Origin of the sequence: Neoroseomonas alkaliterrae (genome assembly GCF_014199195.1) — a bacterium.
Taxonomy (GTDB): Bacteria; Pseudomonadota; Alphaproteobacteria; order Acetobacterales; family Acetobacteraceae; genus Neoroseomonas; species Neoroseomonas alkaliterrae.
This window is the reverse complement of record NZ_JACIJE010000008.1, coordinates 82,818-96,195: the sequence shown is the minus strand read 5'-3', so window position 1 is coordinate 96,195 and position 13,378 is coordinate 82,818. Positions and strand designations below refer to the sequence as shown.

Here is a 13,378-nt window from a genome sequence, read left to right as displayed (position 1 = left end):
TCGTCCTGTGACCGACGCCTGGGAAATCCGCCCTCTGGAAGGCCTCGGCCCCTTCGTCTTCGGGATGTCGCCCGAGGCCGCTCTGCGCCACGCCGCGGAGTATGGCGGCGTCGAGTCGGACTACCGGTCGAGCCCGGATTCGGCCGAGCAGATCTTCGCGAAGCAGGCGCCGCGGATCGGGGAGGACGCCGCCCGCGACCTCGTGGCCGAGATCCTCGCCTCCGGGGCCGATCTCCGCTACCGCCGCACGATCGCGTTCCCCTCCAGCCTCGCCCTCACCTTCCTCGAGGACGGGCTCGAGGACATCCTGGTCGCCGGCGAGGCCACCGAGGTGCATGTCGCGGGCCTGCGCCTGTTCGGCAAGGACGTGGACCCTTTGCCGGCGCTGCGCGCGTTGCAGGCCCGCAACGGCGAACCGCCGCTGCTCCTCGGCGAGAACTGCGTGTTCCGCCGCCTGCACGTCACTGCCCGAGAGATGATCTCAGTGGCGGCCGATGGCACCATCGCGGCGCGCCGGAAGGGCCGGCGGCGCTATTGGGCACGCACGCTTGGTTGGCGGCTCACGCCCGTCGATCCGGACCAGGATTTCTGCTGCTACCGCCCCGTCGATCTCGGCGCCTGATACGCGGCGGCCGGCCGCGCCGGATGCCGGCCCCATTGCTTCGCCCCCGCCCGCCCGCCATCCTCGGCCCATGGACGAAGATTTCCGCCGCGCCGCCCTCGATTATCACCGCCTCCCGCGCCCGGGAAAACTCGCGGTCGAGCCGACCAAGCGCATGGCGACGCAGCGCGACCTCGGCCTCGCCTATTCCCCCGGCGTCGCCGCCGCCTGCGAGGCCATCGCCGCCGACCCCGCCCGCGCCTACGACTACACGACGCGCGGCAACATGGTCGCGGTCATCACCAACGGCACCGCCGTGCTCGGCCTCGGCGCCATCGGCGCGCTCGCCTCCAAGCCGGTGATGGAAGGCAAGGCGGTGCTGTTCAAGAAGTTCGCCGGCATCGATTCCATCGACATCGAGGTCGAGGAACGCGACCCGGCGAAGTTCATCGAGGTGGTGGCCGCGCTCGAACCCTCCTTCGGCGCCATCAACCTCGAGGACATCAAGGCGCCGGAGTGCTTCGTCATCGAGCGCACCCTGCGCGAGCGGATGAAAATCCCGGTCTTCCACGACGACCAGCACGGCACCGCCATCATCGTCGCCGCCGCGGTGCGCAACGGGCTGCTGCTGCAGGGCAAGCGGCTCGATGAGGTGAAGCTCGTCAACACCGGCGGCGGGGCGGCGGCGCTCGCCTGTCTCGACCTGCTCGTCTCCATGGGGCTGCGGCGCGAGAACGTGACGGTCTGCGACATCGGCGGCGTGGTCCATGCCGGGCGCACCGACCTCGACCCCTACAAGGCGCGCTACGCGCGCGAGACCGAGGCCCGCACGCTCGAGGAGGTGCTGCCCGGCGCGGATGTCTTCCTCGGCCTCTCGGCGCCGCGCGTGCTCAAGCCGGAATGGCTGAAGCACCTCGCGCCGAAGCCGCTGGTGCTCGCGCTCGCCAACCCCGAGCCCGAGATCCTGCCGGAAGCGGTGCGCGCCGCGCGGCCGGACGCGATCGTGGCGACGGGCCGGACGGACTACCCGAACCAGGTCAACAATGTCCTCTGCTTCCCCTTCATCTTCCGCGGCGCGCTCGATTGCGGCGCGACCACCATCAACGAGGAGATGAAGATCGCCGCCGCCGACGCCATCGCCGCGCTGGCGCGCGTCGAGGCCTCGGAGGTGGTCGCCGCCGCCTATGGCGGCGCGGCGCCGGTCTTCGGGCCCGACTACATCATCCCCAAGCCCTTCGACCCGCGCCTGATCCTCGAGATCGCGCCGGCGGTGGCGCGCGCGGCGATGGAATCCGGCGTCGCGACGCGCCCGATCGCGGATTTCGCGGCCTATCGCCGCGACCTCGAGCGCAACGTCTTCCGCTCGGGCAACCTCATGCGCCCGGTCTTCGAGGCCGCGCGCAAGCGCCCCCGCCGCGTCGCCTATGCCGAGGGCGAGGACGAGCGCACGCTGCGCGCCGTGCAGTCGGTGGTGGACGAGGGCATCGCCGAGCCGATCCTGGTCGGCCGCCGCGCCGTCATCGAGGAGAAGGCGAAGGCGCTCGGCCTGCGCATGGCGCTGGGCGAGAGCGTGCGCATCCTCGACCCCGCGGCGGATGCCGAGGTGTTCGGGCCGCTGACCGATCTCTACCGCATCAAGGTCGGCCGCCGCGGCACGCCGCCCGATGCGGCGGCCAAGCGCGTCGCCACGCGCCCGGCCGTCGCCGCCTCCCTTCTGCTCGAGGGCGGGCACGCGGATGCGGCGATCTGCGGCGGGCTCGGGGACTGGATGGGCCAGTGGCGGCATGTCCTCGACATCATCGGCAAGCGCGAGGATGTGGGCCGCGTCTATGCGCTCTCCGGCGTGGTGACGCGCGGCGGCGAGCATCTCTTCGTGGTGGACACGCATCTCTGCGTCGAGCCCACGGCCGAGCAGATCGCGGAGATGACGCTGCTCGCCGCCGAGCAGGTGCGCGCCTTCGGCATCACGCCCAAGGTCGCACTGCTCTCCCATTCCTCCTTCGGGGCGAGCCACGCGCCCTCGGCGCGGCGCATGCGCCAGGCGCTCGGCCTGATCCGCCGCGCCGATCCCGCGCTGGAGGTGGATGGCGAGATGCACGCCGACGCCGCGCTGATCCCCGCGATCCGCAACCGCGCGGTGCCGGACAGCCGGCTCGAGGGCGCGGCGAACCTCTTGGTGATGCCCGGGATCGACGCCGCGAACATCGCCTTCAACCTGGCCAAGGCCGCGACCGACGGGCTGCAGCTCGGCCCCCTGCTGCTCGGGATGAACAAGCCGATCCACGTGCTGGTGCCGTCGGTGACGGCGCGCGGCATCCTCAACGTCACCGCGCTCGCGGTGGCGCAGGCCAATGCCGCCGGATAGGCAGGCGGCCCCGCGGCGGGATCAGCCCGCGCCGACCGTGCCGGCGGCGCGGGATGAGGCGGAAGGCCGTCAGCACGATGCGGACGGCGCCCCGGGGATCACCGCGCCGTCGCGGTGATCCCGAGCATCCGCTGCGCTTCGGCGGGCGAGGGCGGCGCGCCCTGGATCTGTTCCATGCCCAGGGGCTGCGGCGGGTTCAGCCGGATCTCGACCGTCTGCGCCTGGCCGCGGATGAAGGACTGCACGGCGTTGCGGATCGGGTCGAGCGCGGCGGCGCCGGGCTCGTTCAGCGCCGCGCCGACCATCTGCGCGAACTGCTCGCGCAGCTCCGCCTCCGAGGTGCGGGCCTCGCGCGCCTGCATGGCGACGAAGCGGCGGAACAGCGAGGCATCGGCGTAGCGCAGGCCGAGGGAGATGAGCCGCATCTGCGAGAAGTCATTGGCCTCCAGCCGCTCCGTCGTCATGCCGTCCATGTTCAGCGCGAAGGAGAGCGAGCCCACCTCGCGCCCCGCGATGGTGAGGTCGCGGATCTCGAGCCGGCCGGAGGCGGCGTCGTAGGTGGATTCGCCGGTGATGTCGGCGTCCACCGCCTGGTAGCCGAAGCGCGTCAGCCATTCGCCGACCATCGGGATCGGCTCGACGCGGATGCCACGCATGGCGAGCGTGCCGGTGCCCGAGCCGTCCGTGCGGGTGATGTCGGCCGCGGCGCGCAGCTCCTGCATCCCGCCCACCGGCCGCCCGCCGCCGGTGAAGACGAGGCCGTCGAGCTCGACCGAGGACCGGCCGACCAGCGAGGGCGGCGTCCGCTGCGCCATGATGGCGGCGATGGTGGTGCCGAAATCCACCCCGGTCATCGCGAAGCGGGCGATCCGCATGGTGTCCAGGAAGCCGGCATCGAGGCCGCCGATCTCGAGCCCTTCGAGGTTCACCCGCGCCGGCTGGCCGGCGATCCAGTTCTCGACCGAGAAGACCCCCAGGCGCACGGAGTTGTCGCCCGTCACCTCAACCCCCTCGACCCGCAACTGGTCGAGGCGCACCTGGTCGGGCTGCGGCGGCCCGCCGCCGGGGTTGCGCGGCACCGTCAGCCCGGCGAGGCGCAGGGTGGCGATCCGCACCCGCATCCCGCCATCTTCGGTCGTGAAGCCGCGGATCACGGCCTCGGTCACGCCATCCTCGCGCAGGCCGGTGATCAGCACCTCCTCGGCCTGCGCGCGCTTGCCGTCGCGCAGCATCATGACGCCGCGCAGGCGCGCGCTCTCGCCCGTGGCATCGAGCGCATCAACGGCGGCCCAGTGGATCTGCGCGCCGGGCCCGAGCAGCCCGCGCAGCCGCGCCACCACCGCGGGCTCGTCGCCGCGGGCGGGCGCCGTCGCCTGGGCGCCGGGCGCGGGGCGCGGGATGGGCTGGATCATCGGCGGCTGGGCGGGCGGCGTCTGCGCCACCGGCGGCCGGGCAGGCGCGGGCTGCGCCTGCATCGGCGCGCCCAGGGGCGGCGGCTTGGCGGTGGGCAGCGCCTGTTGCGGGGCCGCACCGGCCGGCGGCTTCTGCGCCATGGCCGGCCCGGCCAGCGCGATCCCGGCCACCGTCGCGAGCGCAGCCGCGCGAACTCCCATCCTTGCTGATCCCTGCATCCCTGGCCTCCTGTTCCTGCTCCGCAGTAAAGCCCGCCGGGGCGGATCGTGCCAGCATCGGCCGAAAGGCCTTGGCGCGCAGGGTGATGCATTTCACATGAGGGGCTGCGCATGAGACGGACCTTCGCCCCATGACCCGCCCGCCCGCCCCCCGCGGCCCGGCCCAGGATGTCGCCGCCTTCCTCGAGAAGCTGGCGCGCACGCCTGCGCTGCGCCCGGCGCGCGGCAAGCCCGGGCGGCTGATCTTCGCGGTGGATGCGACCGCCTCGCGCCAGCCGTCCTGGGACCGCGCCTGCGCGCTGACGGGCGAGATGTTCCTCGCCACGCGGGATCTCGGCGGCCTCGCTGTCTCGCTGTGCTACTGGCGCGGCTTCATGGAGTTCGCCGCCACCCCCTTCCTGACCGACGGCGCCGAACTCGCCCGGCGCATGTCCGGCGTCGCCTGCCTCGGCGGGCAGACGCAGATCCTGCGCGCCCTGCGCCATGCCCTGGCCGAGACGCGGCGGGACAAGGTCGGCGCCATGGTGCTGGTCGGCGACGCGGTGGAGGAGGATGTGGACGCGCTCTGCCACGCCGCGGGCGAGCTCGGCCTCTTCGGCACCCCGGTCTTCTGCTTCCACGAGGGCGGCAACCCGGTCGCCGGCAACGCCTTCCGGCAGATCGCCAAGGTCTCGGGCGGCGCCTATGCGCCCTTCGATTCGGCGGCCGCCGACACGCTGAAGGAGCTGCTGCGCGCCGTCGCGGTCTATGCCGCGGGCGGGCGCGGCGCGCTCGGCGCCCTGCCGGGGCCGGTCGCGGCGCGGATCGCGGGCCAGCTCCCCGCGCCTGGGCGGTCGCGATGACCTGGGTCGGCCTCGGGGCGGTCACGCTGCTCGCGCTGCTGCTGCTCGCGCGCGGCTTCGCCAATGCCTCGGTCGCGACGGTGAAGAAGGCGCTGGCCTGGATGGCCGGCGGGCTCGGCCTCGTGATGCTCGCGGCGCTGCTGATCAGCGGGCGCGGGCTGCAGGCGATCTGGTCCCTCGCCTTCTTCGCCCCGCTGATCCTGCAGGCGTGGCGGTCCTGGCGCGCGGCGCGGACCTTCGCGCGCGGGGGGCAGGCCAGCCCGGGCCAGGAAAGCCGGATCGCGACCACCATGCTCGAGATGGTGCTGCACCATGACAGCGGCCGCATGACCGGGCGCGTGCTCGCGGGCCGCTTCGCCGGGGCGGACCTCGCCGACCTTGCGCTGACGGACCTCATCGCCCTGCGCGACGAGGCCCTGCGCGACGACCCCGAGAGCGTGCCGCTGCTCGATGCCTGGCTCGACCGCAGCCATCCGGACTGGCGGGAAGCCGCGCCCTCCGCGCCCTCGGGCGATGCGCCGCTGACGCGGGCCGAGGCGCTGGCGCTGCTCGGGCTCGCGGAGGGCGCCTCGGCGGAGGAGATCCGCGCCGCCCATCGCCGCCTGATGCGCAGCGCGCATCCCGACCGCGGCGGCAGCGCCTGGCTCGCGGCGCGGCTCAATGCGGCGCGGGACCTGCTGCTCGGCGCCTGATGCGGGGCGGGCGAAGGGTTCGCGCCTTCGCCGGCCCGGCATCGCGCGCGACCATGGCCTGATGCTTGCGACCAAGGGTTGACGCGGTGTCCGCCGGGCAGCGGGCAGGCGCGCCGCGGATGCCCCTGGTGCATGCGGTGCTTCCGCCGCGTGCATGCCGCGCCCGGATGCGGCAGCCTTCCCGCCACAGCCCCGCCCCTTTGCCGCGCCAGGATGGCCCCATGAGAACCTCCCGCCGCCCCCTTCTGGCCGTGCTGGCCGCCGCCGCGGCCGCGCGCGGCGCCTCGGCCCAGCCCCACACCGTCACCGGCATGGCCGCCTATCGCGAGCGCATCGCCCTGCCGCCCGGCAGCGTGCTCGAGGTGGCGCTGCTCGACATCTCGCGCGCCGATTCGCCGGCCGAGCGGATCGCCGAGGCGCGCATCGAGGTGCAGGGCCAGGTCCCCATCCCCTTCAGCCTGCCCTACGACCCGGCCCGCATCCGGCCCCAGGCGCGCATCGCCGTCGAGGCCCGCCTGCTGGTGGATGGCCGGCCTGTGTGGCGCAACGCGCAGATCGTGCCCGCCCTGACCCAGGGCGCGGGCAGTGCGGTCGAGGTCCCGCTGGTCCGCATCCGCGCCGAGGCGCCGGCGGGGCTCGTCGGCTCCGCCTGGATCGTGGAGGACATCGCCGGGCGCGGCGTCGTGGACCGCCTGCGCACCGAGATCACCTTCTCGGCCGAGGGGCGCGCCTTCGGCAGCGGCGGATGCAACCGCTTCACCGGCGGCTACGAACTCGACGGCGCCGCCCTGCGCTTCGGCCGCATGGCGAGCACGCAGATGGCCTGCGCCCCGGCCGCGATGGACCAGGAACGCCGCTTCCACGAGGCGCTGGAGGCCGTGCGCGGCTGGCGCATGGAGGGGACGGTGCTGCACCTGACAGACGCCGCGGGCGCGAGCCTGCTGCGCCTGACCCGCGCGGGCTGAACCGGGCGGGGCGACGGGGCGAGGCGCGGGCCGTTGCGGCATTGGCGCAAGCCGATCCTGGCAACCCGCATCGCGCCGTTGCCGGCCTGATGGCGCGCAGACAATTCCTGGCCCGCCGCGTTTGGCTCGCGGTGTCGCGCCCGGGCGCTTCGCCAGCGACACGGGCGGGCGAATCGCCAAACCGTTCGCCCGCCACCATCCGCCGGGCAAGACTTCCTTCACCCCGCCGCGGCTGACTCGGGCCATGACGCCTCCCTCGCCATCCCGCCCGGTGGCCGAGGCCCGCGCCTGGGACACCGACGACCCGCCGCGGGGCCTCCTTCGGCGCGCGCTGACCTCCGGCGCGAGGCTGCTCGGCCGCGCCCGGCAGCCCCCGCGCGCCACCCCGGCCGCCGCGCCCCCGCTGCAGGCCGGGGCACCGCCCGCCGGGCTGCGGCCGACGGGGGCGCCGCCGCGGGCCGACATCGCGGCGCTGCGCCGCGCCTGGGCCGACCGGCTCTGGGGCAAGGGGCTGGCGCTGCCCGGCGGCACCGCGGAGGTGATCCGCCTCGCGACGCTGCTGCCTCTGACGCCCGCGCATACGCTGCTGCTGGCCGGCCTCGGCGCGCGGATGGCGGGCGAGGTGGTGGCCGGCGCGCGCGGCTGCTTCGTCTCGGCCCATGACCTGCTGCCGCCGCCCGCCTCGCCAGAGACCCGCGGCGCGGCCAGACGCGTCTCCGCCGCGGCCTTCGAGGCCGGCGCCCCCGGCTTCCGGCCCGGCTACCACCACCATGCGATGCTGCTCGAGCCCTTCCGCGCCGGCGGCTGCCCCTCCGCGCTGCTGGGCGCGGCCGCGGCGGCGCTGCGGCAGGGCGGCGAGCTGGTCCTGCTCGACCTCGTGGCGCGGGATGACGGGCTCCCGGGGGCGGCGGGGCGCTGGCTCGCCGCCGAGGGCCGGGCCGGCCCGCCGGCCGAGGCGGCGGTGGAGGAGGCGCTCGCCGCCGCGGGCTTCGTCGTGAACGTGGTGGAGGATGCCGCGCCGCGCCACCGTCAGGCGGTGCTGCAGGGCTGGGCGGCCGTGCTCGACGCCCTGCGGGCGGAGGGTGGGCGCCCGGCCACCGCCGAGGCCGCCGCCCTGGTCGCGGAGGCCGAGGCCTGGCTGCTGCGGCTGCGGCTGCTGGCGGAGGGGCGCCTGCGGCTGATCCGCTGGCACGCGAGCCTCGCGCGCAAGGCGGGCTGAGGCCCGGCGGACAACGGATCGACCTCTGCGCGCAGGGCATCGGGCCTCGATTCCGCGCGCGGCCGCCCCCCCAGCAACCCCGCGCGCCACGCCAGCCGGCGAACGGTCAGTCGCTTCGCGCGCTGTCATGCGGCCAGGCGGACCAGGGATCACCCCTTGCCCGCCGGACTTCCGCGCCGGGTTCCGCGCGCGCCCGCAAGCCTCGCCCGCCCGAGGGGCGCGCGGCTACTCCGCCGCTTCCTGCCTGAGCCAGGGCCAGCGCATCTTCACCACCGGGCTCGCCGGATCATAGGCGAGGCAGGTGCCGATGATGCGCGGCTTCTCCCGCACGCCGGTCTGCTTCTCCCGTTCCAGTTCCTTCGCCCGCCTGACCGGATAGAGCGTCTGGTAGGCGACGGTGGCCATCTGGGCGAGCATCTCGCGCAGATGCGTGCAGCCGAGCACGCCGCCCACCCGCTCCTGCACCGCCCGGTTGAAGCCCGGCCCGATCCTCAAGCCCGCGAGCCGCGCGAAATTCCCCGCCGCCTGCGGGCAGACCGCATAGGGCGTGTGGTCCGAGGCCGCCTCGCAGGCCCGGATCACGAGGTCGTCGTCGATCGTCAGGCGGATCCACATGCCGTGCAGCGGCGTGCCGGGGGCGAGCCAGCCCTTCTCCTCGTTCTCGAAGCCGTAGGCCTTGGTGTCGAGGAGATGGCCCTCGATGTCGAACAGCCCGTCGGCGCGGCGATAGCCCTGCATGTCGATCTGGCGACGATGCATCGGCTCGCGGTCGGCTGGGGCGGAAAGCGGCATGGCGGGGTTCCGGCGTGACGCGGCGCAGCATAGGAAGCGCGGAGCGGGGCCGAAAGAGGGGGGCCGTCGCTCCCCCGCGACGGGCGCGGGCGGCCGCCGCCTGTCAGGCCGCGCCCTCGTCGCGCAGCAGCGCCGCCACCGCCTCGGGCGGCACCTCGCTGCTGGTGAAGCAGTCCCCCGGGGCGCGCATCAGCACGAAGCGCATCGCCCCGTCGCGGTTCTTCTTGTCCTTGGCCATGCGCCCCATCAGCCCCTCCAGCGCGAAGCGCCGGGGCAGGTCGGCAAGCCGCGCCGGCAGGCCGCAGGCGGCCAGATGCGCGATCACGCGCGAGGGCCATTCCTGGCTGCAATGGCCGAGCCGGGCGGACAGCGCGGCGGCGAGCCCGAGCCCGACCGCCACCGCCTCCCCATGCAGCACCGAGCCGTCGAAGCCGGCCTCGGCCTCGATCGCATGGCCGAAGGTGTGGCCGAGATTGAGCAGCGCGCGGCCGCCCTCGGCGCTCTCCTCGCGCTCGTCCGCCGCGACGATCGCGCCCTTCAGCCGGCAGGATTCAAGGACGGCATGGGTCAGCGCGGCGGCATCGCCGGCGATGACCTCCGCGCCATGGCGCTCGCACCAGTCCCACAGCGGCCCCTGCAGCAGCCCGTGCTTGGCGACCTCGGCATAGCCCGCGCGCAACTCGCGCGGCGGCAGCGTCGCGAGCGTGTCGGTATCGGCCAGCACGATGCGCGGCTGGTGGAAGGCGCCGGCAAGGTTCTTTCCCGCGCGCAGGTTCACCCCGGTCTTGCCGCCCACCGAGGAATCCACCTGCGCGAGCAGCGTCGTCGGCACCTGCACGAAGGGCACGCCGCGCATCGCCACCGCCGCGGCGAAGCCCGCGAGGTCCCCCACCACGCCGCCGCCGAGCGCCACCACCGCCGTCCGCCGGTCGAGGCCCGCAGCGAGCATGGCCTCGAGCACATCCTGCAGGCGGGCGAAATCCTTCGATGCCTCCCCGGGCGGGACCGCGATCTCGGCCAGCACCTTCACCTCCGCCGCGGCGAGGCCCTCGCGCAGCGCGGGCAGGTGCAGCGGCGCCACCGCCGCGTCGCTGACCACCACCACCCGCCGGGCCGGCAGCACCGGGGCGATCAGCCCCCCCGCGCGGGCGAGCAGCCCCGGGCCGACCACCACCTCGTAGCCCCTCTCCCCGAGACCCACGGCGAGGCGGCGCGGCGGCACCGCGCCCTCCAGCGCCTCCTGCACGCGGCGCGTCGTGGTCTCGAGGCTTTCGTCGGAGCAGGTCACGGTCACATCGGCCTCGGCATAGAAGGGATGGCGCGCCGCCATCAGGCGCTGGAGCACCTCGGCGGGATCGGCGTTGAGGAACATCGGGCGGTGCTCGCGCCCCGCCACGCGGCGCAGCAGGGTGGGCAGGTCGCAGCGCAGCCACAGCGTCGTCGCGCCCGAGGCCTTGATCGCCGCGCGCGTCGCGGCATCGGCGAAGGCGCCGCCGCCGGTGGCGAGCACGAGCGGCGGGCCGGCCAGCAGGCGGGTGATCACGCGCCGCTCGCCGTCGCGGAAATGCGGCTCCCCGTAGCGGGCGAAGATCTCGGTGATGGGCATGCCGGCGGCCGCCTCGATCTCGGCGTCGGCGTCGCGGAAGGGCAGGCCGAGCCGGGCGGCCAGCCGCCGGCCGATCGCCGTCTTGCCCGCCCCAGGCATGCCGACGAGCACCAGCGCCCGCGCGCGCGGCGGGGCGGCGGCTTCGGGCGGGCTCGGGCTCAGTTCCTCGGTGGCGGAAAGATCGCTGGCGGAGTTGCGTGACACGGGGGCGGAGGCTAGCACACATCGAGGTATCCGCGAGGGAGCGAACCACAGGCGATGTCCCGCAGGCCGTTCGCGACGATCCTGCTCCTCGTCCTCGGCGCGCTCGCCGTGGGGCTGCTCGCGCTCGGCGCCTTCCCGCCGGCGGTGCCGCCGCAGCCCGTCGAGCGGATGCTGCCCAACGAGCGCTTCCAGTCGAGCCGCTGAGCCCGGCGCGCGGGCGGCCGCGCAGGTTTTCGTCATCCCTGCCTTGCGCCGGCGCAAGGAATCCCCGCCGCCTTCCGCTACCCTCCCGCGCGCCAGGAACAACGGGAGATCGCCATGGCACGCACCATGAAGGCGGCGGTATTCGTCGAGCCGGGAAAGATCGAACTGCGCGAGAAGAAGGTGCCCGAGGTCGGGCCCAATGACGCGCTGCTGCGCATCACCACGACCACCATCTGCGGCACCGATGTCCATATCCTCAAGGGCGAGTATCCGGTCGAGAAGGGGCTGACCATCGGCCATGAGCCGGTCGGCGTGATCGAGCGCCTGGGCTCGGGCGTGAAGGGCTACCGGGAAGGCCAGCGGGCCATCGCGGGCGCCATCACCCCCTCGGGCTGGTCCAATGCATGCCTCTGCGGCAAGTGCAGCCAGGATGGCGCCGGCACGAAGCACGGCTGGCGGCCGATGGGCGGCTGGCGCTTCGGCAACACCATAGACGGCTGCCAGGCGGAATACGTGCTGGTGCCCGACGCCATGGCGAACCTCGCCCCGGTGCCCGACCACCTGACCGACGAACAGGTGCTGATGTGCCCCGACATCATGTCCACCGGCTTCTCGGGGGCGGAGAGCGGGGAGGTGAAGATCGGCGACACCGTCGCGGTCTTCGCCCAGGGGCCGATCGGCCTCTGCGCCACCGCCGGCGCGAGGCTGATGGGCGCGACCACCATCATCGCGGTGGACCGCGTGCCGGAGCGCCTCGCCATCGCCCGGAAGCTGGGTGCGACGCATGTCGTGGACTTCAGCAAGGCGAACCCGGTCGAGGAGATCATGCGGATCACCGACGGGCGCGGCTGCGATGTCTCGATCGAGGCGCTCGGCCTGCAGGCGACCTTCGAGGCCTGTCTGCGCGTGCTGCGCCCGGGCGGGACGCTCTCCTCCCTCGGCGTCTATTCCACCGACCTCAAGATCCCCTACGACGCCTTCGCCGCCGGCCTCGGGGACCACAGGATCGTCACCACGCTTTGTCCCGGCGGGAAGGAGCGGATGCGCCGGCTGATGGAGGTGATCTCCTCCGGCCGGGTGGACCTGCGGGCGATGGTCACGCACCGCTTCACGCTCGACCGGATCGAGGAGGCCTACGACCTCTTCAGCCACCAGCGCGACGGCGTGATGAAGGTCGCGCTGACCCCCTGAGCCGCTTCCCGGAGGCCGTCCGGCCTTCGGCGGTCCGGGTGCGGGAGGGGTGGTGCCCCTCCCGCCGCGCTTGCCGGAGGGGCCCGATCTCCCCCATCCCTGGGGCATGTCCGGCGCCCACCAGGTCGAGTCCTTCCTCGAGATGCTCGCCGCCGAGCGCGGGTCGGCGCGCAACACGCTGCTCGCCTACCGCGCCGATCTCGAGGATTTCGCGGGCTTCTGCGCCCGGCACGGCAGGGCGGTCACGGCCGCGGATGCCGACCTCCTGCGCGCGTGGCTGCGCGGCCTTGCCGCCTCGGGGCTGTCGGCCCGCACTCAGGCGCGGCGGCTTTCGGCCATCCGCCAGTTCCATCGCTTCCTTGCGCGGGAGGGCATCCGCGCCGACGACCCCACCGAGCTGCTCGACAGCCCCCGCCTGCCCGCGAGCCTGCCCAAGGCCCTGACCGAGGCCGAGGTGGAGGCCCTGATCGCCGCCGCCGCCGGCCTGCCAGGCGGGCGCGGCGCGACCGCCGCGGCGGCGGTCGAGCTGCTCTACTGCTCCGGCCTGCGCGCGAGCGAGCTCGTGTCCCTGCCCGCCGGCGCGCTGCGCGCCGAGGAGGGGCTGGTGGCCGTGCGCGGCAAGGGGGGGAAGGAGCGGCTGGTGCCGGTCTCGGCGCGGGCGCGGGACCTCGCCTTGGCGGCGCGGAAGGAGGCCGCGGCCAGGGCCGGGCCGCGCGGCCAGCGCTGGCTGTTCCCCTCCCGCGCGGCGGCCGGCCACATGCCGCGCCAGTCCCTCGCCCTGCTGCTGAAGGAGGCGGCGGTCGCGGCGGGGCTGGACCCCGCGCGGGTCAGCCCGCATGTGCTGCGCCATTCCTTCGCCTCCCACCTGCTGGCGCGGGGGGCGGACCTGCGCAGCCTGCAGGTGCTGCTCGGCCATGCCGACATCGCCACGACGCAGATCTACACGAAGGTCCTGGAAGGCCGGCTGAAGGCGCTGGTCGAGGCCCACCACCCGCTCGCCCGGCCCAAGGCGGACGCCGGGCGGAGGGGGGTCGCGCCCGCTGCGGATTTGGGCTAAGCGCCCGCC

At 74.6% G+C, this 13,378-nt stretch carries 12 protein-coding genes; 9 read left to right on the top strand and 3 right to left on the bottom strand.

Annotated features, from left to right (window positions below):
• Positions 1-7: 7 nt before the first annotated feature.
• Complete coding sequence (locus FHS88_RS14390) at positions 8-622, top strand: hypothetical protein (protein WP_184485957.1); 615 nt, start codon at positions 8-10, stop codon at positions 620-622.
• Positions 623-692: 70 nt separating this feature from the next.
• Positions 693-2,966 (top strand): NADP-dependent malic enzyme, encoded by a 2,274-nt coding sequence (locus FHS88_RS14385; protein ID WP_184485954.1) that lies wholly within the window; start codon positions 693-695, stop codon positions 2,964-2,966.
• A 98-nt stretch (positions 2,967-3,064) separates the two neighbouring features.
• Here FHS88_RS14385 and FHS88_RS14380 read toward each other — a convergent pair whose 3' ends face one another.
• The gene (locus FHS88_RS14380; RefSeq protein ID WP_184485951.1) at positions 3,065-4,579 is read right to left on the bottom strand and encodes a hypothetical protein; all 1,515 of its coding nucleotides are present in this window, start codon (positions 4,577-4,579) and stop codon (positions 3,065-3,067) included.
• Positions 4,580-4,728: 149 nt separating this feature from the next.
• Between FHS88_RS14380 and FHS88_RS14375 the strand changes: the two genes are divergently transcribed.
• The 4 genes from FHS88_RS14375 (at position 4,729) to FHS88_RS14360 (ending at position 8,315) form a co-directional block, all read left to right on the top strand.
• Positions 4,729-5,439, top strand: coding sequence for a vWA domain-containing protein (locus tag FHS88_RS14375; RefSeq protein ID WP_184485948.1), 711 nt, complete (start codon positions 4,729-4,731; stop codon positions 5,437-5,439).
• The gene (locus FHS88_RS14370) at positions 5,436-6,131 is read left to right on the top strand and encodes a J domain-containing protein (protein WP_184485945.1); all 696 of its coding nucleotides are present in this window, start codon (positions 5,436-5,438) and stop codon (positions 6,129-6,131) included. Before FHS88_RS14375 ends, FHS88_RS14370 begins: the two co-directional genes overlap by 4 nt.
• Before the next feature lie 221 nt (positions 6,132-6,352).
• Complete coding sequence (locus FHS88_RS14365) at positions 6,353-7,096, top strand: YbaY family lipoprotein (protein WP_184485942.1); 744 nt, start codon at positions 6,353-6,355, stop codon at positions 7,094-7,096.
• Between the two features lie 244 nt (positions 7,097-7,340).
• Entirely contained in the window at positions 7,341-8,315 is a 975-nt protein-coding gene (locus FHS88_RS14360) for a hypothetical protein (RefSeq protein WP_184485939.1), read from the top strand.
• A 225-nt stretch (positions 8,316-8,540) separates the two neighbouring features.
• Here FHS88_RS14360 and FHS88_RS14355 read toward each other — a convergent pair whose 3' ends face one another.
• Together FHS88_RS14355 and aroB are read right to left on the bottom strand one after the other, a co-directional pair.
• Positions 8,541-9,107: a DUF2889 domain-containing protein gene (locus FHS88_RS14355; RefSeq protein WP_184485936.1), complete on the bottom strand. Its 567-nt coding sequence runs from the start codon at positions 9,105-9,107 to the stop codon at positions 8,541-8,543.
• 103 nt (positions 9,108-9,210) lie between these two features.
• Positions 9,211-10,917: a 3-dehydroquinate synthase gene (gene aroB, locus FHS88_RS14350; RefSeq protein ID WP_338146578.1), complete on the bottom strand. Its 1,707-nt coding sequence runs from the start codon at positions 10,915-10,917 to the stop codon at positions 9,211-9,213.
• 54 nt (positions 10,918-10,971) lie between these two features.
• Between aroB and FHS88_RS14345 the strand changes: the two genes are divergently transcribed.
• The 3 genes from FHS88_RS14345 to FHS88_RS14335 all read left to right on the top strand — a co-directional run bounded on the left by FHS88_RS14345 (position 10,972) and on the right by FHS88_RS14335 (position 13,369).
• Positions 10,972-11,121 (top strand): hypothetical protein, encoded by a 150-nt coding sequence (locus FHS88_RS14345; protein ID WP_184485933.1) that lies wholly within the window; start codon positions 10,972-10,974, stop codon positions 11,119-11,121.
• A gap of 114 nt (positions 11,122-11,235) precedes the next feature.
• Positions 11,236-12,312, top strand: a complete 1,077-nt coding sequence (locus FHS88_RS14340; RefSeq protein ID WP_184485930.1) for an NAD(P)-dependent alcohol dehydrogenase — start codon at positions 11,236-11,238, stop codon at positions 12,310-12,312.
• A gap of 106 nt (positions 12,313-12,418) precedes the next feature.
• Entirely contained in the window at positions 12,419-13,369 is a 951-nt protein-coding gene (locus FHS88_RS14335; RefSeq protein ID WP_184485927.1) for a tyrosine recombinase, read from the top strand.
• Positions 13,370-13,378 lie beyond the last annotated feature (9 nt).